The 20,552-nt window shown below is 71.0% G+C and carries 19 protein-coding genes and 1 tRNA gene; 9 read left to right on the top strand and 11 right to left on the bottom strand.

Features of this window, described 5'->3' with window-relative positions; all coding sequences use genetic code 11:
• Positions 1–48 precede the first annotated feature (48 nt).
• From selB to ACZ42A_RS29015, 3 genes are all read right to left on the bottom strand, one after another.
• Positions 49–1,965 carry a selenocysteine-specific translation elongation factor gene (gene selB, locus ACZ42A_RS29025; protein WP_468530236.1) on the bottom strand — a complete coding sequence of 639 codons (1,917 nt, stop codon included), beginning with the start codon at positions 1,963–1,965 and terminating at the stop codon, positions 49–51.
• Positions 1,956–3,320 (bottom strand): L-seryl-tRNA(Sec) selenium transferase, encoded by a 1,365-nt coding sequence (selA, locus tag ACZ42A_RS29020; RefSeq protein WP_468530235.1) that lies wholly within the window; start codon positions 3,318–3,320, stop codon positions 1,956–1,958. Before selA ends, selB begins: the two co-directional genes overlap by 10 nt.
• Positions 3,321–3,360: 40 nt before the next feature.
• Positions 3,361–3,455: transfer RNA gene (locus ACZ42A_RS29015), tRNA-Sec, on the bottom strand.
• A 71-nt stretch (positions 3,456–3,526) separates the two neighbouring features.
• On the opposite strand from ACZ42A_RS29015, the gene selD reads away from it, so the two are divergent.
• Complete coding sequence (gene selD, locus ACZ42A_RS29010; protein WP_468530234.1) at positions 3,527–4,546, top strand: selenide, water dikinase SelD; 1,020 nt, start codon at positions 3,527–3,529, stop codon at positions 4,544–4,546.
• A gap of 149 nt (positions 4,547–4,695) precedes the next feature.
• On the opposite strand, the gene ACZ42A_RS29005 is transcribed toward selD, so the two are convergent.
• Positions 4,696–5,835, bottom strand: a complete 1,140-nt coding sequence (locus ACZ42A_RS29005; RefSeq protein ID WP_468530233.1) for a glutathione-independent formaldehyde dehydrogenase — start codon at positions 5,833–5,835, stop codon at positions 4,696–4,698.
• Positions 5,836–6,058: 223 nt separating this feature from the next.
• Here ACZ42A_RS29005 and ACZ42A_RS29000 point away from each other — a divergent pair, with 223 nt between their 5' ends.
• Positions 6,059–6,247, top strand: coding sequence for a hypothetical protein (locus ACZ42A_RS29000; RefSeq protein WP_365763860.1), 189 nt, complete (start codon positions 6,059–6,061; stop codon positions 6,245–6,247).
• 95 nt (positions 6,248–6,342) lie between these two features.
• Here the strand turns inward: ACZ42A_RS29000 and glpK are convergent, their stop codons facing one another.
• The gene (gene glpK, locus ACZ42A_RS28995; protein WP_468530232.1) at positions 6,343–7,860 is read right to left on the bottom strand and encodes a glycerol kinase GlpK; all 1,518 of its coding nucleotides are present in this window, start codon (positions 7,858–7,860) and stop codon (positions 6,343–6,345) included.
• A gap of 57 nt (positions 7,861–7,917) precedes the next feature.
• Positions 7,918–8,763: an MIP/aquaporin family protein gene (locus tag ACZ42A_RS28990; RefSeq protein WP_468530231.1), complete on the bottom strand. Its 846-nt coding sequence runs from the start codon at positions 8,761–8,763 to the stop codon at positions 7,918–7,920.
• A 429-nt stretch (positions 8,764–9,192) separates the two neighbouring features.
• On the opposite strand from ACZ42A_RS28990, the gene ACZ42A_RS28985 reads away from it, so the two are divergent.
• Positions 9,193–9,672, top strand: coding sequence for a universal stress protein (locus ACZ42A_RS28985; RefSeq protein ID WP_468530230.1), 480 nt, complete (start codon positions 9,193–9,195; stop codon positions 9,670–9,672).
• A gap of 518 nt (positions 9,673–10,190) precedes the next feature.
• On the opposite strand, the gene ACZ42A_RS28980 is transcribed toward ACZ42A_RS28985, so the two are convergent.
• A complete protein-coding gene (locus ACZ42A_RS28980) occupies positions 10,191–11,147 on the bottom strand; it encodes a cupin domain-containing protein (protein ID WP_468530229.1) in 957 nt (318 codons plus the stop codon).
• 283 nt (positions 11,148–11,430) lie between these two features.
• On the opposite strand from ACZ42A_RS28980, the gene ACZ42A_RS28975 reads away from it, so the two are divergent.
• The 5 genes from ACZ42A_RS28975 to ACZ42A_RS28955 are packed head-to-tail and all read left to right on the top strand — an operon-like array spanning position 11,431 to position 15,583.
• Complete coding sequence (locus tag ACZ42A_RS28975; protein ID WP_468530228.1) at positions 11,431–12,819, top strand: ATP-binding protein; 1,389 nt, start codon at positions 11,431–11,433, stop codon at positions 12,817–12,819.
• Positions 12,816–13,229 carry a roadblock/LC7 domain-containing protein gene (locus ACZ42A_RS28970; RefSeq protein WP_031488119.1) on the top strand — a complete coding sequence of 138 codons (414 nt, stop codon included), beginning with the start codon at positions 12,816–12,818 and terminating at the stop codon, positions 13,227–13,229. Before ACZ42A_RS28975 ends, ACZ42A_RS28970 begins: the two co-directional genes overlap by 4 nt.
• Positions 13,226–13,585 carry a DUF742 domain-containing protein gene (locus ACZ42A_RS28965; protein ID WP_362952110.1) on the top strand — a complete coding sequence of 120 codons (360 nt, stop codon included), beginning with the start codon at positions 13,226–13,228 and terminating at the stop codon, positions 13,583–13,585. Before ACZ42A_RS28970 ends, ACZ42A_RS28965 begins: the two co-directional genes overlap by 4 nt.
• A complete protein-coding gene (locus tag ACZ42A_RS28960; protein WP_468530227.1) occupies positions 13,563–14,201 on the top strand; it encodes a GTP-binding protein in 639 nt (212 codons plus the stop codon). The genes ACZ42A_RS28965 and ACZ42A_RS28960 overlap by 23 nt, the downstream gene beginning before the upstream one ends.
• On the top strand, positions 14,198–15,583 hold the full coding sequence (locus ACZ42A_RS28955; RefSeq protein ID WP_468530226.1) for a cytochrome P450: 1,386 nt from the start codon (positions 14,198–14,200) through the stop codon (positions 15,581–15,583). The genes ACZ42A_RS28960 and ACZ42A_RS28955 overlap by 4 nt, the downstream gene beginning before the upstream one ends.
• On the opposite strand, the gene ACZ42A_RS28950 is transcribed toward ACZ42A_RS28955, so the two are convergent.
• On the bottom strand, positions 15,584–16,825 hold the full coding sequence (locus tag ACZ42A_RS28950) for a cytochrome P450 family protein (protein ID WP_468530225.1): 1,242 nt from the start codon (positions 16,823–16,825) through the stop codon (positions 15,584–15,586).
• 239 nt (positions 16,826–17,064) lie between these two features.
• On the opposite strand from ACZ42A_RS28950, the gene ACZ42A_RS28945 reads away from it, so the two are divergent.
• Positions 17,065–17,406: a hypothetical protein gene (locus tag ACZ42A_RS28945; protein WP_468530224.1), complete on the top strand. Its 342-nt coding sequence runs from the start codon at positions 17,065–17,067 to the stop codon at positions 17,404–17,406.
• Between the two features lie 53 nt (positions 17,407–17,459).
• On the opposite strand, the gene ACZ42A_RS28940 is transcribed toward ACZ42A_RS28945, so the two are convergent.
• From ACZ42A_RS28940 to ACZ42A_RS28930, 3 genes are all read right to left on the bottom strand, one after another.
• On the bottom strand, positions 17,460–17,813 hold the full coding sequence (locus ACZ42A_RS28940) for a peptidoglycan-binding domain-containing protein (RefSeq protein WP_468530223.1): 354 nt from the start codon (positions 17,811–17,813) through the stop codon (positions 17,460–17,462).
• Between the two features lie 517 nt (positions 17,814–18,330).
• Complete coding sequence (locus ACZ42A_RS28935; protein ID WP_468530222.1) at positions 18,331–19,947, bottom strand: sodium/solute symporter; 1,617 nt, start codon at positions 19,945–19,947, stop codon at positions 18,331–18,333.
• Positions 19,944–20,381 carry a DUF485 domain-containing protein gene (locus ACZ42A_RS28930; protein WP_468530221.1) on the bottom strand — a complete coding sequence of 146 codons (438 nt, stop codon included), beginning with the start codon at positions 20,379–20,381 and terminating at the stop codon, positions 19,944–19,946. The genes ACZ42A_RS28935 and ACZ42A_RS28930 overlap by 4 nt, the downstream gene beginning before the upstream one ends.
• Between the last annotated feature and the right edge of the window lie 171 nt (positions 20,382–20,552).

The raw sequence follows: 20,552 nt of genomic DNA, 5'->3' as shown, positions 1-20,552 counted from the left end.
GGAAAGCCGGCCCGCGCCGGTCGCGTCGGCCTCGGCACCCAGCACCGATCAGGCCTCGCCCCGGGCCGGGTGACCGTTCGGCGGCAGGGTACGCACGCGACGGGTGTCGTCGGGCAGCCGCTCGGTGGCACCGCGGCGGTCCAGCAGCTCCAGCAGCGGTACTGCGACCCGCCGAGTGGTCCGCAGCGCCTGCCGTGCCTGGCTCAGGGTGAACGGCTGGGGCAGTTCCGCGAGCACCTCGGCGGCCCGTGCCTCGCCGTCCGGAAGCAGGAAGACGCCGTCGGCCACTTTCAGCAGGCGGCCGGCGCGCACCGCGGCGGCCAGCTCCCGGGGACCCAGCCGCAGCTCCGCCATCCTGGCGGCGTCCGGCGCCGCGAACGGCGCATCGCGCAACTCGGCGGCCAGCGCGGCCACCGCCGCCTCGACGGGTCCGGGAAGCGCCGCAAGGCGGCCCGGCGCGCACACCCGCCCGCCCAGCACCGGCAGCGACGCGGCATCGGCGAGCCGTTCCACCACACCGGTGGTGGGCAGCCGCAACCGCTGCCGTACCGCCTCCACGGGCACCCCGGACTCCAGAGGGTGATCGCCGCCCCACTGGTCGACCACGGCACGCACGGCGGCGAGCAGCTCGCGCCACACGCTCGCGTGAACCCGTCGGCCGTCACCCACCGGCTCGCCGACCTCGGGCAACCCCATGGAGTGCAGTTCGCCCGCGGTCGTGAAGCGGCGCCGGAGCAGTATCGCCTCGGCCACCGCCCGGGGTGGGGCACCGGTCAGCGCGGCCAGCTCCACGGCACGCGACCGCGCGGCACCGCGCCAGCGCAGTTCGGGGGGCGTCACGTCGAGTACGTCGACACCGGCGGCGATGCGGTGGCGACCGGGGTCGCGCAGCAACGCGCGGTCGCCGACGCGCAGCGGCAGGGGCCGGGCCAGCCGCAGCCGGGCGCTGTCCGCTCCCAGCGGCCTGATACGGGCGGCGACGGATGCGGATCCCACGTGCAGCACGAGCTCGCGGGGAAGGTCGCGGCGTTCACCGACGTCACCGTCGCTGCTGTCGTCACTGACCTCACCGCCGTCGCCGCGCCGCCCGCGGCCGTCACGGTCGCCCTCGCCGCGCCACCCGCGCCCGTCACGGTCGCCGTCGCTGAAGCGCAGTGCGACGTCGACCTCGGCCGTCGTCAGCCACCTTCCCGGAGTGAGCAGCGCGTCGCCGCGGCCGATCGCATGGTGCTCGACGCCGCGCAGATTGACCGCCACCCGGGCCACGGCACGGACCTCGGGCGCGTTCCGGCCCAGCGCCTGCAGGCCGCGTACCCGCATCACCGCCCCGGTGGACGCCAGCTGAAGTTCCGCCCCCGCTCGCAGGGTGCCGGCCGGCAGCGTCCCGGTGACCACCGTGCCCGCTCCGACGACGCTGAACGAGCGGTCCACCCACAGCCGGACGTCGGCGTCCGGATCGGCGGGCGGGAGGGCTCCGACCAGCCGCGTCAGTCCGACACGCAGCCGGTCCAGGCCCTCGCCGGTGCGCCCGCTCACCGTCACCGAGTCGACCGGTCGCAGGCCGGCCGCCGTCATCCGGGCCAGTGCCTGTCGCCGGGCCGGTTCCGGGTCGGCCAGGTCGCAGCGGGTCACGGCGAGAAGCACGTGCCGCACGCCCAGCGCGTCGAGCGCCTCCAGATGCTCGGTCGACTGCGGCATCCACCCCTCGTCGGCGGCCACCACGAACAGCACGGCGGGGACGGGGCCGATTCCCGCGAGCATGTTGGGCACGAACCGCTCGTGGCCGGGGACGTCGACGAACGCCACCTCTGGTCCGCCCGGGAGGGTCGTCCAGGCGAAACCGAGGTCGATGGTCAGGCCGCGCCGGCGCTCCTGCTCCCAACGGTCCGGCTCCATCCCGGTGAGCTGCCTCACCAGCGTCGACTTGCCGTGATCGACATGACCGGCGGTGGCGATCACCTGCACGGCCGCTCACTCCCGTGGTCGTCCCCGCCGTCCGCGCTCCCGCCGCTCGCACCGCCTGTGTGTGATCGCCGCGCGGCGAGTACGGAATCCAGCACCGACTGCTCCTCCTCCGCCCGGATCGTGCGCAGGTCCAGCAGGCACCGTCCCCGCTCCAGCCGGCCGACGACCGGGACCACACCGGTGCGCAGCAGCGGGCCGTACCGCGCGGGCAGGCCGACGGCCGTGCTGGGCAGGGTCACCCCGGGCGCGCCGCCACCGCCCACGGCCGACTCCGTGCGCAGCACCTCCGCGGGTACTCCCTCGGCCCGCAGCCGTTCGGCCAGCCGGGTGGCGCGCTCCCGCACGGTGGTCTCGTCGGCGGCCAGGGCGGTGCGTACGGGCGGCTCCGGGCCGCGCAGCGTCGCCTCCAGCGCGGCCAGGGTCAGCTTGTCCACCCGGAGGGCCCGCGCCGCGGGGTGCCGTCGCAGTCGCTCGACCAGCCCTGCCTCCCCGAGCAGCAGCCCGGCCTGGGGACCGCCGAGCAGCTTGTCTCCGCTGGCCGTCACCAGCGCCGCTCCGGCGCGCAGAGCGGTGGCGGCGTCCGGCTCGTGGGGGAGCAACGGGTGCGGGGCGAGCAGGCCGGAGCCGATGTCCACGACCACCGGGGGTCCGAGCGCCGCAAGCTCGGCCACATCCGCCGCCGCGGTGAAACCGCTGATGTGGAAGTTGGACGCGTGAACCTTGAGCAGGAACGCGGTGTCGGGGCCGAGGGCCTCAGCGTAGTCCCGCGCATGGGTGCGATTCGTGGTGCCGACCTCGCGCAGCCGGGCCCCGGTGGACGCGAGCAGCTCCGGAATGCGGAACCCGTCGCCGATCTCGACCAGCTCGCCCCGGCTGATCACGATCTCCCGTCCGCGGGCCATCACCAGGGCGCACAGGAGCAGCGCTGCCGCGTTGTTGTTCACCACGTGCACCGCGCCGGCATCGGGTACGGCCTCGGCCAGCGCGGCGAGGGCCCCGCGTCCGCGGCGAGCCCGGCGGCCTTCCGCGAGGTCGAACTCGACGTCCGTGCATCCGGCCGCGGCCGTCACGGCGTCCCGGGCGGCATCCGACAGCGGCGCACGGCCGAGGTTCGTGTGCACCAGCACGCCGGTGGCGTTGATCACCGGCCGCAGGCCGCAGGCCCGCTCGGGCAGGTGGCCGACCACCGCGTCCACGACATCCTCCGGGGCGATCTCACCGTTCCTCGCGCGCCGCTGGGCCTCGGCGATCGCCGCTTTCACCAGGGGACGCCCCAGCATCCGTACCGCCGTGGCGATGCGCGGCTCGGCCAGCACGGAGTCGGTGCCGGGGATGCGCCGGCGCGGATCGCTCATGGCACCTCTCCTGCTCGCCGTGGCCCTCCTGCGCGGCCTGTGGCGGAGGCGGACGGGAATCGAACCCGCCAACGGCAGCTCCTGCCGTTCAACGGTTTTGAAGACCGGGCCGGTCACCAGGCCGGATACGCCTCCTCGCGCTGGCGGCCATCTTCGCAAAAGCCTCACACAAGCGCTAATGGGACATTTGCGGGATCATGGCCCATGTGACCTCATCGACGTCGCCCCGTGAAGCCGTCCGCCTCACCCAGTACGCGCACGGTGGTGGGTGTGCCTGCAAGATCCCGCCCGGTGAGCTGGAGGAGGTGCTGCGGGACCTCGGCGCCGCCGTCCCGGTCCGCGACCCCGTGGGCGAACTGCTGGTCGGGCTCGACGACGGTGACGACGCCTCGGTCGTCCGGCTGAACGACGGCACGGCCGTGCTGGCCACCACCGACTTCTTCACGCCCGTGGTCGACGACGCCTACGACTGGGGCCGGATCGCCGCGGCGAACGCACTGTCCGACGTGTACGCCACGGGTGGCCGTCCCCTGCTCGCCGTGAACCTGCTGGCCTGGCCGCGCGGGGTGCTCCCCCTCGAACTGGCCCGCGAGGTGCTGCGCGGCGGCCTGGTGACGGCCGCGGCCGCCGGCTGCCACGTCGCAGGCGGCCACAGCGTGGACGACCCCGAGCCCAAGTACGGCATGGCCGTCACCGGCCTGGTCGACCCCGGCCGTCTGCTGCGCAGCGACGCGGGCAAGCCGGGCGTGCCGCTGTCGCTGACCAAGCCGCTTGGCGTCGGCGTCCTGAACAGCAGGCACAAGGCCACCGGCGAGGTGTTCCCGCAGGCGGTCGAGGTCATGACACGGCTCAACCGGGAGGCGGCCGAGGCGGCGATCGCCTCCGGTGTCACCTGCGCGACGGACGTCACCGGGTTCGGGCTGCTCGGGCACGCCTACAAGCTCGCGCGGGCGAGCGGCGTCACGGCACTGATCGACGCGACCGCCGTGCCCTACCTCGACGGCGCCCGGCAGGCGCTGCGCGACGGATATGTCAGCGGGGGCACCCGCCGGAACCTGGAATGGGTACGCCCGCACAGCGACCTGCCGGCGGTGAGCGAGGACGAGGCACTGCTGCTGGCCGACGCGCAGACCTCCGGCGGGCTGCTGGTGGCCGGCGAGATCCCCGGCGCGCCCGTCGTGGGCGAGCTGCTGCCGCGCGGCGACCACGTGCTGGTGATCCGCTGACCCGGCCGCTGAGCCGGCCGCCGAGCCGGCGGGCGGGCCGGTTGGCGTGATCCCGTGGGGTGGGCGCGTGACAGACGCCCAACACGAAGCCCGCCGACCCGGGCTAGGCCCGGGCCGGCGGGCGGTGCCGCCACGGCAGAGCCACTGCGCTACTGCCCTGGGTGCAGGATGACCTTGGTGTAGCCCTCGACACGCTTGTCGAACTTGTCGTACGCCGTGGGTGCCTCCTCCAACGACACCTCATGGGAGACGACGAAGCTCGGCCGTGCGCGGCCCTGGATGATCAGGTCGCGCAGCTGCCGGTTGTAGCGCTTCACGTTGCACTGTCCGGTACCCAGACGCAGTCCCTTCTCGAAGAGCTTCCCGATCGCGACCATGAGCCGGCCCCGCTTGGCCTGCTCGTCCGGCGCCCCCGGGTCGGCCGGCACGTAGAGCCCGGGTATGCCGAGTGCTCCGGTCGGCCGCACGGTCTCGATGACCGAGTTCAGAACGGTCGCGGGTTCCTCGCGGTCCGTGCCCCCGGCCACGGCCTGGTACCCGACCGCGTCGATGCCCTTGTCCGTGCCTTCGCCGTCCGTCTGCTCCTTGATCTGCTCCACGGGGTTGCCCTCGGCGAAGTTGATCGGGATCGCGCCGATCTCCTCGGCCTTCTGCAGCCGCTCCAGCACCCGGTCGACGACGAACACCTTCGACGCACCGCGCAGCATGGCCGAATAGGCGGCCATCAGACCGACGGGGCCACCGCCGTACACCACGACACTCTCGCCCGGAGAGACCTGGGCGAGTTCGTTGCCGTGGTAACCGGTCGGGAAGATGTCGGCGAGCAGAACGAAATCGCGCTCGTTCTCGGTGCCTTCCGGCAGCGGCAGACAGTTGAAGTCGGCGTACGGTACGCGCACGTATTCGGCCTGACCACCGGTCCACGGCCCCATCGCCACATAGCCGTACGCGCCACCGGCGAATCCGGGATTCACGGTGAGGCAGAAGCCGGTGTAGTCCGCCACGCAGTTCTTGCAGAATCCGCAGGCGACGTTGAAGGGCATGACCACACGGTCGCCCTGCTTGATCGTCGTGACGCCCTCGCCGACCTCCTGGACGATGCCCATGTTCTCGTGGCCGAAGACGATGCCCGGCTCGGCGGCCGTACGACCCTCATACATGTGCAGGTCGGAGCCGCAGATCGCGGTGGACGTGACCCGTACGATCACGTCGTTCGGGTGCTGGAGCCGAGGCGTCTCGACTTCTTCCACCGCTACTTCGAATGGTCCCTTGTAGACAACGGCCTTCATACCGACACCTCCGTTGAGCGATATGTCCTCGCTGCCGGAGACAAACGGCCGTCAACCGAACGTAACCTGATGCGAACGGTCAGTGGAAACGGCGGAAAGAGCTGCGGCCGTTCGCCTCACGTGACCCAACTCTCATGCTCCCCCTATAGGAAGCACGGGACAAGCCGGGTATTTTCGAGTAATTATCCATTTCAACCTCGCGCCGAATCGGAGGACGAGCAAAGTGACTCAGCGCTTCGGGACCCTGCTCGTCCCTGTGCCCGGCGTGTCCGGCACCACGTACCCGCCCGGGACCCCTGTGACCATCAGCGGACGCGGGTCGACCGTCGACGCCTTCGTGGGCGGCGACTGGCTCCCGCTCGCCTGGTGGGAGTTCGCCGAGGGGCGTAACGAGGACGCCGTCGAGGGCTGACAGCGAGGGCGCCACAGCCCTCACGGCGATCGCCCCCCAGCGGTTCGGCGTACCGGCCCGCGCAGAGCCGGTGGGCACGGGCGGGCCCGGGGCCGCTATTCGACCGTTGTCCAGTCGAGGGTTCGCTCCACCGCCTTCTTCCATCCGGCGTAGCCCTCCGCGCGCTGCTCGTCGCTCCACTGCGGCTCCCACCGCTTGGACTCCTGCCAGTGACTGCGCAGTTCGTCCTCGCTCTCCCAGAACCCGGTGGCGAGCCCGGCGGCATAGGCGGCACCCAGCGCGGTGGTCTCGGCGACGACCGGGCGGCTGACCGGGACGCCGAGGATGTCGGCCTGCATCTGCATGCACAGATCATTGGCGGTCACCCCGCCGTCGACCCTGAGCACGTCCAGATGGACGCCCGAGTCGTGTTCCATGGCCTCCACCACGTCGCGGCTCTGGTAGCAGATGGCCTCCAGCGTGGCCCGTGCGATGTGGCCGCCGTGGTGGAAGCGGGACAGCCCGACCATCGCTCCTCGGGCGTCGGAACGCCAGTAGGGCGCGAAGAGGCCGGAGAAGGCCGGCACGAAGTACATGCCGCCGTTGTCCTCCACGGTCGCTGCCAGCTGTTCGCTCTCCGCCGCGCTTCGGATGATCTTCAGCTGGTCGCGCAGCCACTGCACGGCCGAGCCCGTCACGGCCATGGAGCCTTCCAGGGCGTAGACCGCCGGGCTGTCGCCGAGCTGGTACGCCACCGTGGTGAGCAGCCCGTGCCGGGAGTGCACCAGCTCCGTGCCCGTGTTGAGCACGAGGAAGTTGCCGGTGCCGTAGGTGTTCTTGGCCTCCCCGGGAGCGAAGCACACCTGGCCCACGGTGGCCGCCTGCTGGTCCCCCAGGACACCGGTGATGGGGATGGCGGCCCGCAGTGGCCGGGAGGTGCGCGCCTGGCCGTAGGCGTCGGCATGGGAGGAGGGATTGATGCGTGGCAGCATCGCTCGCGGGATGCCGAAGAAACCGAGCAGTTCGTCGTCCCAGTCGAGGGTTTCCAGGTTCATCAGCATGGTGCGGCTGGCGTTGGTCACATCGGTGGCGTGGGTTCCGCCATCCGGCCCGCCGGTCAGGTTCCACAGCACCCAGCAGTCGGTGTTGCCGAACAGCGCGTGGCCCGCCTCGGCGGCCTCGCGCAGGCCGTCGACGTTCTCCAGCATCCACTGGATCTTGCCGCCGGAGAAGTAGGTGGCCGGGGGGAGGCCCGCCTTCCGGCGAATGACGTCGCCGCGGCCGTCCCGCTCGAGCGCCGCCGCGATGGAGTCGGTGCGGGTGTCCTGCCAGACGATGGCGTTGTAGTACGGGCGGCCGGTCCTGGGGTCCCAGACCACGGTCGTCTCCCGCTGGTTGGTGATGCCGACCGCCGCCAGATCGGATGCCGACAGGTTGCGCTCCCGCATTGCGGTCTGCATCACGGTGTTGGTGCGTTCCCAGATCTCCACGGGGTCGTGCTCGACCCAGCCCGAGCGCGGAAGGATCTGGGCGTGCTCCAGTTGGTGCTTGGCCACTTCGTTGCCGTCGTGGTCGAAGATCATGAACCGAGTGCTGGTGGTTCCCTGGTCCACCGCGCCCACGAAGTCCGCCATGAGTTGCTTCCTCTCCGGAGAAAACCAGGGCTGCGCGCCGCTGGGCCGCTGGGCCGGTCAGCCCTCGGGGGCCGGGACGCGTCCCGGAGGCTCGGGTTCCGCCTTCGGCAGGAAGCGGCCGATGAGGAACTTGTAGAGGAACGCACCGAGCAGGCCACCGATCAGCGGTCCGAGGATCGGCACCCAGAAGTAGAGATTGCCGTACTGATCTCGCCACGCGCCGCCGTACCCGGTGATGAAGCTCGCCAGGCGCGGCCCGAAGTCACGTGCCGGGTTGATCGCGTATCCCGCGAGGGTGCCCCACGCCATGCCGATGGCGACCACGATGAGTCCCACGATGAACGGGGCCAGATTGGCACCCGGGGGATTGTTGAGCAGGTCCGTGACCGCCATGACCAGCAGCAGCAGAAGCGCCGTGCCGATGACCTGGTCACGGAACGCAGCCCACTCGTAGACCGGCAGGTTCGTGTTGCCGTTGGCGGGCAGGGTCGAGAAGACGCCCTGCGTCTTGATGGTGTGACCGGGATCGGCCTTCGCCAACGCCTCGGTGTAGTTCCATCGCACCAGCAGAGCGGCCACGAAGGCGCCCGCGGTCTGGGCGACGGCGTAGGGTGCCACCTTCTTCCACGGGAATCCCTTGAAGGCGGCGAGGGCGAGTGTCACTGCGGGGTTGATGTGGGCGCCGCTGATCCGCGCCGCCACATACACGCCGAGGGTCACGCCGAGCCCCCACCCCCAGGCGATGCTGTCGTGATCGCCCAGACCGCCCGGTGGAGTGGTGAGTGCTCCACCTGCGACCACTTGAGCGACCACACCGCAGCCGAACAAAATGAGCACCATCGTGCCGGCGAACTCCGCGAAGAGCTCCGCCACCAGTCCGGATGTGTCTTTGTTACGTGCCATGGAGTCCCGCTTCCCGCCGACTGAATCGGTAGCCGACTTGCCGGAAGTCCTTGCCCACATCGTAAGCCGATCAAGAGATCCCCGCCCCGCGAGACTTCCGCCCTCGCCTCACGCTGCCCGCAGTGCGGAAAAGGGACATCGCCCCGGGTGCCGTCGAACCGCGCGGCCACGGGGGCCGGCTGCCTCCGGAATTCCCGCCGATGGCGCTGAATCTCGTCGGGCTTTCGCCAACCCTGTGCTGATTCCACTGGCGAGTAATCAGATTGCTTCCGTCGAGCAGCGCTCCTTCAGCGCGCCGACACGCGGCGGGTGTGCCGGCTCTCCGGCGGCGCGCTTCCGTGCCACGGCCCAGACTGGATCCGTGCAGGGGGCACCGGTTTCCCATGTCGGCCGGCCGCAGTCGCTTGTGTCGCACGCTCGTGTCTCCGTATGTACGAGCGCACAGCGCCGAACGGGTGTCGGGAGCGTGAAACGGCGAACGTGAAACCGAAGGGAGAAAGCGCATGGACAGCCAGGGTGCGACCCCGCGGGTCGTGGTGGGCGTCGACGGCTCCCCTGGGACGTGCCGGGTGCTCGCGGTTGGTCCGCGCCGGCGGTCGACACGGAGTTCGACGAGGAGCAGGCCGAAAGGGCCTCGTCGAGGAGGTCCGAACCGTGCTCGGAGAGGCGGGTGCCGCTCGAGTCCATGAACGATTGGTCCGGGGAAATCCGGCAGAGGCCCTTCTGGACGAGGCGGAGGGAGCCGAGGTTCTGGTGGTTGGCAGCCGCGGGCGCGGTGGGTTCCGCCGGGCTCTGCTGGGCTCGGTCGGTCAGCAGTGCGCCCAGCACGCGACCTGCCCGGTGGTGATCGTCCGCCCGGGTGTCGACGTGGACAGCGCGACCTCCGAGGACCGTAACGCGGGCACCTGAACGAGCGGCCGACTGATCGCGATACATCAAGGGGCCGGGGGGTTCGGCGAACGTCAAGCCCGGACTCCGGCGTCATCACCGATGTCGGCCTGCGAGCCGAGCCGGACGGTCACGCCGCGCGATCCGCAAATGTCCGGGGCCGCCCGCCGTCGTAACGCGGAGTCGTGAAGCGGACCGTGGCGCCACGTCAGACATCGGTGCCGAGTGGCAGGGAGTCGACCTCGGCGTCACGCGCCGGGACCCATGTGTAGGATCCGCCCGCAAGTGGTTGAAGGCGCCACCTGCGATGGCAGTCAACTGCTCAACCACTCGGCAGCAGCGGCGAATTGCCCTGCGACGGGAATGGCGCGGCATATGACACGGGCCTATGGTGAATACATAACCCGCGATGCGCAGCGGCCCGGCGTGCGATGCGCAGATCACCTTCTTCACGTACCGGTCCCGTCACCGCTCAATATCTCGTGCCCGGGAGGCGCTGGGCCGGGGGCCCGGGAAAGTACGATCCGGTGGGTGCGGGATCAGCGGGCCTTGTTGCGCAGTTCCCGGGGGCTCACCCCGAAGCGCCGGCGGAAGGCCGTGCTCATGGCACTGCCCGAGGAGAAGCCCGAGGCGTACGCCAGATCCGTGATCGTCATGTGCCCGCAGTCCGCGCGCAGGAGACGCTCGCGGACCAGACGCAGGCGCTCCTCGCGGATCAGGTCGCGGGGCGTGGTGCCCACGTGCTGGAGCGCGAGCTGGATCTGGCGGAGGGACCAGCCGAGGGCGCGGGCCATCGAGGCACCGGACAGGTCGGGGTCGGCCGCGTGATCGCGTACGTAGCGGCGGACCATCGCCTCCACCTCGGTCAGATGGCCCGGGGCGTCGGGGCGGTCGTCGCCGCAGGCGAGCATGCACAGCAGTTCGACGACGCGGTCGCAGACGGCGTCGAACTGCGGGGCGGTGAGGTGGTCGCGCTCCTCGTTCAGGCTGCGCACCACGGAGTGCACCACGCGGCCCAGCCCCTTGGTCAGATCGAGCCCGGTGGCCAGCGGTGCCTTCCGGTTCAGCGGACCGTCGATCTCCTGGGCCGGGATCGACATGATGACACCGCGCAGGGACGCGCCGTGCAGGAGTTCGAAGGGCGCGCCGAGTGTGAAAAGGCTGCCGGTGCCCGGTGTCAGCCGCACCTCCTGGTCGTCCTGTCGCAGCCGCAGTTCGCCGGCGAGTGGTAGGAGGAGCCGGTAGTCGGGGTCGGGCCGCTGGCGGATCAGGCCCGGTGTGCGGACGTACTCGATCTGGTCGCTGTGCCACGTGACGACCTGGTAGCTGTCGCTGCGCTGCCGGATCATCTCGCCGCGGAAGACCTCGGCGCGGGCGTACCTGTAGTCCAGCCTGGTCTGGTACGCCGCGACGCGCTCACTCCAGAGGTCGGTCTGTTCGGTTGCCTCGACCTCGGCGGTCCTCGTCGTCTCCACGACGTAACTTCCCGTGGGCAACGCGTCCCCTTTGCTGCGACGTCTCTCGACGGCCTCGAGAGCGGCCCGGAACTCCCCGGTGTTCGACATCCGTTACTCGGCGCAGACTAGGGACCAGCAATCGGTTTCCGGAACTCGTCCCCGCTTCATTGGCCTACGCCACAGCCGAGCCGGTCGCGATGGGCAGGGCCCAAGAGCGCGCCTGCGTCCCGTGGCAACTTCTTTGCGCGCACGGACAAGTGCGGAAGCGGACGCGCCGCTACCGTCGTGCGCCCGTCGACCCGCCACCTGCTGTGAGGACTTGATGACGGAACACATACCGGAGGCGGTGTTCTGGGGCCTGGCCGTGGTCCTGGTCGCCGTCACCGTGCTGCTGGTGCGCGAACGCGGCATCACCGCTCGGCAGCGCAGACGGAACGCCGAGCTCACGGACGGCCTGCGGGCCCGGGACGAAGAGCTGCGGCACCTCGTCTCCGCCCGGCTGCCGGCCCTGGAGGACGCGGCCCACCAGCAGGTCCCGGCCGTCGGTCTGCTCGACACGCGGCTCGCCGACACGGAGTTCGCGAAGTGCCTCGACGCCGTCGTGGAGCGATTCGCCGGCGCGGTCGAGCACGCCCGGACGCGCGCCGACCAGTCGGCGAAGGCCGCCTTGAAGGCGTCGATGCGCTCCATCCAGGCCCTGGCCAACGAACAGCAGGTGTCCATCGCCGAGATGCAGGACCGGCACGACAACCCAGCCGTATTGAGCGACCTGCTCGAAATCGACCACGCCAACGCCCAGTTCGGCCGCCGTGCCCAGGCCATCGCCGTGCTGTGCGGCTCGTGGCCGGGCCGTCAGCGCGCCACCTCCGCGCTCGTCGAGGTTGTACGCGGCGCCACCTCCCGCATCCGCGACTACCGGCGCATCCGCATCAACGGCGACGTCGACATCGCCGTACGGAGCCGGGCGGTCGAACCGGTGGTGCTCGCGGTCGCCGAACTGCTCGACAACGCGGCACGTCACTCGCAGCCGGGCACGAACGTCGAGGTCACCGTCCAGACGGTGCACAACGGCGCCTGCGTGGTGATCGACGACGCCGGGGTCGGCATGGACGGCCGGGCGGCCGAGCACGCCGCCGAACTGCTCGCCGGTACACACCTGGTGGACATCACCCGGCTCGGCGATCCGCCCCGCTTCGGATTCGCCGTCATCGGGGCCCTCACCGAGCGCTACGGGTTCAGCGTCTCCGTCGACACGCTCTCTCCGTACGGCGGTGTACGCGCGGTGGTGTTCCTGCCGGCCGCCCTGCTCACGCACCTGGACGCCGCCACCCAGGCGCCCGTCCCGTCCGCCGAACCGCCCGCGCCCTCCGCCGCCGCGCCCATGCATCCCCCTGCGCAGACGCACTCGCCCGGCACGGCCCCCACCGCCGATCCGGACGCCCCCGCACCCGCACCCGCACCCGCCTCCGGTCCCGATCCCGCACCCGAACCCGAACCCGAACCCGCGGAGGCGACCACGCCGGGCGGCCTGCCCAGGCGCCGTCGCCGCTCCCCCCAGCAACCGGCCCCGCAGCCCGTACCGGCCGACGAGGTCGGTGGCCGCTCTGCCGAGGAGAACGCCCGGCGCATGGGCGCCTTCGCACGCGGCACCCGCTCCGGCAGGGCCGCCCGGCACACGCTCCACGACGACGAAGGGAACAGCCACGAATGACCGGGCCCACCAACAACACGTTGGGCTGGATGCTGGACGAGGTGCTGAAGGTTCCGCAGGCGCGTCACGCGATCCTGCTCTCCGCCGACGGCATGCTCCGCGCCTTCTCCAAGGACATCGACCGGGACGACGCCGAACGGCTGGCCGCGGGCCTGTCCGGCGTCCAGTCGATCAGCCGCAGCACGGCCGAGTTCTGCGGTACCCCGCACACCCCGTGGCGGCAGACCATGATCGAGTTCGCGCACGGCTACGTCTTCCTGGTCGCTGCCGGCGAGGGTGCCTACCTCGCGGTCTCCACCGGCGAGGACGTCGACATGGAGGCGGTCACCTACCGCATGCACAAACTCGTCGACCGGCTCGGCAAGGAGCTGACCAGCCCCGCCCGGCAGGACACCGGCAGCCCGGCATGACACCCCGGCGCCGCCCCGCAGACCGGCTGGTGCGGTCGTACGTCGTCACGGACGGCCGCGCCCACCCGACCCGCAACACCCTGGACCTGGTCACGCTGCTGATCGCGACCGACGATCTGCCGCTGACCGGACTCAACCCGGAAAAGCGCAGGCTCATGGAGCTGTGCCGGCCCGGAGCCCTGTCCGTCGCCGAGGTGGCCGGCCACCTGTCGCTGCCGGTCGGCGTGGCCAAAGTGCTGATCGCCGACCTCATGGACAGCGGCCACATCGTCACCCGCGCGCCGATCCCGGCCGCCCGGCCGACCGACGCCCGAATACTCCAGGAGGTGCTCGATGGACTCCGCGCCCGCCTCTGACGACGTCTACCTGCGGCCCAGTGTCCAGACGGCGGTCAAGCTGCTGATCGTGGGCCACTTCGCGGTCGGCAAGACCACCTTCGTCGGCACGCTCTCCGAGATCCGCCCCCTGCGCACCGAGGAGGTCATGACCGAGGCCGGCGCCCTCGTCGACGACCTGGCGGGCATGCGGGACAAGACGACCACCACGGTCGCCCTCGACTTCGGCCGGCTCACCCTCAACGACCACCTTGTGCTCTACCTCTTCGGCACGCCGGGCCAGCGGCGCTTCACCCGGCTGTGGCAGGACATGACGCGGGGCGCGCTCGGCGCACTGGTCCTCGCCGACACCCGCCGCCTCAGCCAGTCGTTCGAGGTCATGGGCGTTCTGGAGGAGCACGGACTGCCGTACGCGGTCGCCCTGAACCAGTTCCACGACGCCCCCGAGTACGAGCTGGACGAGGTGCGCGAGGCCCTCGACCTGCTGCCCGAAACCCCCCTCGTCCGCTGCGACGCCCGCGACCGGGTCTCGTCCACGCGGGCACTCATCCGTCTCGCCGAGTACCTCCTGACCCTCCCGCCCTCCCGGCTCCGCTCGAGCGACGGGACCCCCGACGGCCACCTGGAGCACGCGTGACCTCCGTACCACCCGTACCGCCGGTACCGTCTGTACCGCCGCCGGGCTGTCCCGCACACGAGTCCCTCTACGGCCCCGAGTTCGCCGCCGACCCGGCCTCCGTCTACCGGCGGCTGCGCGAAGTCGGCCCGATCGCGCCGGTCGAGCTGGCGCCCGGCGTGCGGGCCTCGCTCGTCGTCGGATACGACGCCGCCCTGCACGTGCTGCGCAGCACCGAGACGTTCTCCAAGGACCCACGCCGCTGGAAGGATCTCGCGGACGGCACCGTCCCCCTGGACAGCCCGGTCGTGCCGATGATGATGTACCGGCCGAACGCGCTGTGGACCGACGGCGCGGAACACCGCAGGCTGCGCGGCGCGATCACGGACAGCCTGGCCCGGGTGGACCCCGTGACCCTGCGCGGCTACGTCGAGGCGAGCGCGGACACGCTCATCGACCGCATCGCCCCGGCCGGGCGGGCCGATCTGCTCGGCGCGTACGCCCAGGTGCTTCCCCTGCTGGTGTTCAACCGTCTGTTCGGCTGCCCGGCCGACTACGGAGAGCGGCTGGTGCAGGGGATGTCCGGGATCTTCGACGGCGTGGACGCCGAGAAGGCGAACGAACTGCTCGCGACGACGCTGCTGGACCTCGTCACGCTGAAGCGCCGGCGGCCCGGTCCGGATGTGACGTCCTGGCTCATGGACCATCCCGCCGGGCTCACGGACGAGGAGATGGTGCACACCCTCGTCCTGCTCATGGGCGCGGGCACCGAGCCCCAGCAGAACCTGATCGCCAACAGCCTGCGGCTGCTGCTGTCCGACGACCGGTTCGCGGGCAGCCTCGCGGGCGGCAGTCTGCCGGTGGAGGACGCCCTCGACGAGGTGTTGTGGACCGACCCGCCCATGGCCAACTACGCCGTGCACTATCCGATCCACGACGTCGTGTACGAAGGGGTGCTGCTGCGGGCGGGGCATCCGCTCGTGGTCAGTCTCGCTGCGGCGAACACCGACCCGTCCCTGATGGCGGAGCAGCGTGCGGGAAACCGCGCCCACCTGGCGTGGAGCGCGGGCCCGCACAACTGCCCGGCACAGAGTCCGGCCCGGCTGATCGCGGCGGTCGCGGTGGAGAAGCTGCTCGACCGCCTTCCCGACGTCGAACTCGCCGTACCTGTCGAGGCGTTGACCTGGCGACCGGGCCCCTTCCACCGAGCGCTGGCCGCGCTGCCGGTGACGTTCCCGCCGGCCACCGTCACCCCGGCCACCGTCACCCCGTCCACCACCGGCGACGAGCCGCCCCTCGAGCGCACCGCGCCGACGCCCCGGCCGTCCGCGGTGCCCGAGGCCGGCCGCGTGCGGCGCGGACGGGCCGCCGTACGGCTGCTGGCGTGGTGGCGTGGCGAGTGATCAGGACAGGCGTACCGGAAGGGCGCGGTGGCCGTTGGAGATGAAGGAGTCGACGGGCTCCAACTCGTCCTGAGTGATGGCGAGTCGGAGTCCGGGGAAGCGGTCGAAGAGCGCCCGCAGCGCGATGCGGGCCTCCAGCCGCCCCAGCGGGGCGCCCAGGCAGAAGTGCACTCCGTGGCCGAAGGCCAGGTGCTCCTTGTCGACGCGGGTGACGTCGAAGCGGTCGGCGTCCTCGCCGTACTTCCCGGGGTGACGTCCGGCGGCCGCGTACGCGGCGAGGATGGCCTCGCCCTTGCCGATCACCACCCCGTCCGGGCCGTCGAACTCGCTCATCTTCAGGTCCTCGACGGCGTACCGCAGGGGCAGGCTGGCGACGGGCGCCTCCACGCGCAGCGCCTCCTCGACCACGTCCTCCCAGGAGACGCGGCCGGTGCGGACGTGGGCGAGTTGGTCCGGGTGGGTCAGGAGGAGATGGATGGCGTTGTCGATCAGGTTGACCGTGGTCTCGTGGCCGGCGCTGATCATGAGCACCAGGGTGTCGAGCAGCTCCTGCTCGCTCAGCCGGGTGTCGCCGTCGTCACGGGCCGCGATGAGCGCCGAGGTCAGGTCGTCGCCCGGCGACCGCCGCTTGAGGGCGACGAGTTCGCCCAGCGCCGCGTAGAAGCGTGCGTAGTTGTCGGTGACTTCCTCCGGGGTTGCGGAGGTGTGGAAGACGCCGTCCACGACGGCCCGTAGCTCCGCACCCTGTTCCTCGGGCAGGCCGAGGAGTTCGCTGATCACCTGGATCGGCAGCGGGTAGCAGAACTCCTCGCGCAGATCGACGACTTGGCCGTGCCGTCCGGCCGCCTCGACCCGGTCAAGCAGGGACGCGGTGATCTCCTCGACGCGGGGTCGGAGCGCCGTGGTGCGGCGTGCGGTGAACGCCTTGGAGACCAGGGCACGCAGCCGTTTGTGCTCGCCTCCGTAGGCGGTGAACATGTTCTGCACCGCCACCCAGGTGAACAGCGGCCATTCCGGGGTGATCTCGCCGTTGATCCACCGGGGCCAGTGCCGGCGCGGGTCCTTGGAGACGCGTGGGTCGGTGAGCAGGCGTTTGAGGAGGTCGGGACTGCTGACGGCCCAGGCCTGGACGCCGTCGGGCAGTTCGACGAGGGTCACCGGTCCGCGCTCGCGGATCCGGGCGGCCTCGCCGTGGATGTCGCTGCCGGTCGGGTCGATCACTAGGGGGTGGGGGTGTCCCATGGAAGCCTCCCAGGCGCTCGCACATCAATACGACCCGTGAAGCTACTTGGACGTAGCGTGCCCGGGCGAGGGCTGTCGGCGCGCGCTGCGCACGAGGACAACTTCCTTGCGCCCGGACGCAAGTCGGCGATTCGCCTCCGCCCTACGGTTCGGGGTGTCGGATCGGAGAGCCGGTGAGTGGGATGACAGTCGGCAGGACTCCCCGGTGGATGCGACCGGGCAGTGTCGAGGTGCGGACCATGGCCGCAGGTGGCTGGTGGGACGCCGTACGCGTACCGGTCGCCCTCGGGATCGACGCACTCCGCGACCTCGGAGACGAGACGGGGGCCGTGATCAGGGACGGCTTCAGCGAACGCCTGTACTGGCTGATACCTCCTGGTTCCGCCGCCGACTGGGAGCTCCCCCAGGTGCGTGTTCTGGGCCGCGGCTGTCACGTGGCGATCCCTCCGCTCCACCGCGTGACGCCCCCCGGCCTGTACTGGCAGGTCCCTCCGTCGCGCGACCACGAGTGGACGAGCACGCCCCGCCTGCACTCCGCCCTCCGCACGGCCCTCCTCCGCGAGAAGTCCCCCACCCTCTGACACCCGCCCCGGCCGATCCTGAGCCCGGCCGGGGTGGGCCTGGCTGTCGGCCACTACTTCGTGCGCAGCATCAGGGCGTGTCGGGTGTTGTCCCCGTAGACGCCGCTCTCGTCCCCGTGGATGCCGTACCGCTTCTGGAATCGGGCCACGGCCCGGCGGACTTCGGTGTCGTAGCGGCCGTTGACGGCGCCGCCGTCGTACAGGTGCGGGATCTGGAGCAGACGTACCTGCAACTCGTACACCCCATGTCCGCTGTCGCCCGGGCGCAGCACCCCGGTACCCGGAATCTCCAGGAGCGCTGAGTCGCCGGGAAGCGGCCGGTCCGGTTGCCCCACGGACCCGGGTGGTTCCTCCCGCACGGTGTACTCGTTGCCGAGCAGGGCGGAGGCGAGGAGCAATCCGCTCACGGCGCCCAGTCCCAGGCCTCCGGCGACACGGGTGGGCCGTCGGCCGATCAAGCGTCGACGCCCTCGGCTCCCTTCCGTCTCCGGTGGGGGCATGGCTTTGGTTCGCGCGCCGCGTGACCACAGCGGCTCGACCACGACTTCGTCCTGAGCCCGGCCCGGATGACCGGCGCGGGCGCTGACCGTGTCGCTGGGGTGACACTGCTGTCGTTCCAGCGAATGAAGGTCGGCCCGTGCGGCGTCCAGGGCGTCCAGAACGGCCTGGAAGGCATCCCGGATCTCTTGCGCGGGATCGCCCACAGGCCTGAGGGCCGGCTGTGGTTCGGTGTCGTGGAATCGCATCGGCAGTACTCCTCAGGCGACATCCGTGGACTGCTCCCCGCGTGGGCTCATCGGCTTCCTTGTGAAGCGATACGCACTCCGCGCAACGTTGTCTCAATCCGACCCTGCCCGGGACTACGACGGCGGCGCCGTGGTTGCCGACAAGGGGGCCCGTGCAAGGGCGCGTTGGGCCCCTGGGTCATTCGGCCGCGGCGAGAAGACGTGCCTCGTTCTCCTCGTACAACCGCCGGCTCTCCCGGCTGTCGGCGGCGCGGAGCCGGTGGTCCAGACGGCTGCCCAGCCAGCCCGCCAGGTAACCGAACGGGATGGAGACCAGTCCGGTGGACTCCATGGGGAACCAGTGGAAGTCGGCGTTCGGGAAGACGGCGGACGGCGTCCCCGAGACGGCCTCGGAAAAGACCATCAGCACAAGCGCGCAGGCCGCACCGCCGTAGAGGGTGGCGAGCAGGCCGGTGCGCGTGAATCCTCTCCAGAACAGGGAGTAGGTCAGGGCGGGGGCCACCGCGGATGCCCCGATGCAGATGGCCAGAGTGGTCAGTACGCCGACGTTCCAGTTCTGGACCAGGGCGGCGAGCCCGATGGCCACGGTTCCCACGGCCACGCTCGCCCACGCCGCCACCGCCATCTCCGTACGCGGCTCCGCCTGCCCCCGCCGCGCCGCATGGGCGAACAGGTCATGGGCGAGCGACGAGGCCGCGGCCAGGGTCATTCCCGCGACCGAGGACAGCAGGGTGATGAACACCATGCCCGCCACGGTCGAGTAGAGAATCGTCGTGCCCGCGGAGTCGGGGCTTCCGCCAAGCACCTGCGACAGCATGAGTACCGACGTCCTGCCGTGCGGGTCGGCGGCGGTGATGTGCTGCGCTCCCACCAGCGCCGCCGCACCCGTACCCATGACGATCACGAGCAGGCAGAACGTGGTGACCGTACCGACCGCCCACGACATGGAGCGACGTACGGCCGGCACGTCCTGCGCGGAGTACAGACGCATGGTGATGTGGGGCAGGCAGGCCACACCCAGGATGATGGTGAGCTGGAAACCGACGAAATCCAGTCGGTCGCCGGCCGAGGTTCCGAGCTGGAGGCCCTGCTCGAGGAAGGCGGCGCCCGTGCCGCTGCCGTGCTGGGCCGCCCTGAGCACCTCGCCCGGGCTCCAGTCGAAGCGGTTGAGGACCAGAGCGGCGACGATGATGCTGGTGCCGAGCAGGATGACGATCTTGATCATCTGCATGAGCGCGGTTCCCCTCATACCTCCGAGCGCCGCGTAAAGGATCATCAGGCTGCCGACCATGACGATGCACGCCGTCCTGGCGCCCACTCCGTGCGGGATGTCCAGGATGAAGGTGAGCAGCGACCCGGCCCCGGAGAGCTGGACGACCAGGAAGGGCAGGGTCGCCGAAAGCGTCACCACGCAGGCGGCGATACGGGGCGCCCGCCCGGGCATGTTGCGGGCCAGGACGTCGCCCATGGTGAACCTGCCGGCGTTGCGCAGGGGTTCTGCCATCAGGAACATCAGCAGCACCAGCGACAGGGCGGTGCTGACCGCGAGGACATAGCCGTCGTATCCGGCGAGCGCGACGATGCCCGTCGTGCTCAGCACCGTGGCTGCCGAGATGTAGTCGCCCGCGATGGCCAGGCCGTTCTTGAACGGGGTGAGCGAACGGTAGCCGGTGTAGAAGTTCGTCAGGTCGTCGCGGTCCGGTCCCGCCATCACGCACATCATCAGGGTGACGGTGGCCAGGGTGGCGAAGAGGACGAGGATGGTGGCCTGCGTCCCGGAGCTGAAGTCGTTCATCTCGCCACCCCCGTGTGCCGGCCGGTCGCCCGCTCCCTGACGGCGCGGGCCAACGGGTCCACCGAGCGTTGTGCGCTGCGTCCGTACCAGGAGACCGCCGCGAAGGTGACGACGAGCTGAAGGACCCCGAGGGCCATTCCCAGGCTCAGCTCCCCGGCGATCTTGGACCCCATCACGTCCGGTGCGTAGCAGGACAGCACCACGTACACCACGAAGGAGCCGAGCGCGGTGAGCGTGGAGACCCGGCGGAGCACGCGGTAGGCCGAGCGGAGGGCGGCGAGGTCGGCGCCGGCGCGGTGGGGCTCGTGCGCGTGCGGTTCCGGGGCCTGCCCGTACGACTCGTGTCGAGGGGCGCGGGCATACGGCTCGGTCCGCGGTTGCGGCCACTGCGGCGGTGTCGGCGGCGGGTACCGCTTGTCGTCGGGGAATGTCATGGGGTGGCCTTCCGGTGCGGCTCGGATCCGTGGTGGTGGCGTTGTGTGGTGGGGCGGCGGCGCGCACGATACCGACTGGTTGGAATGCCTGCTAAGACTGCTGAGCATCACGTTTTGAGCTCGGGGTTGCATCCGAAAGGCGGCGCCGCCTGACGGCTCGACGACCCCGAG

Source organism: Streptomyces sp. NPDC030838, from assembly GCF_055572035.1.
This window is presented reverse-complemented; position numbering and strand designations above follow the sequence as displayed.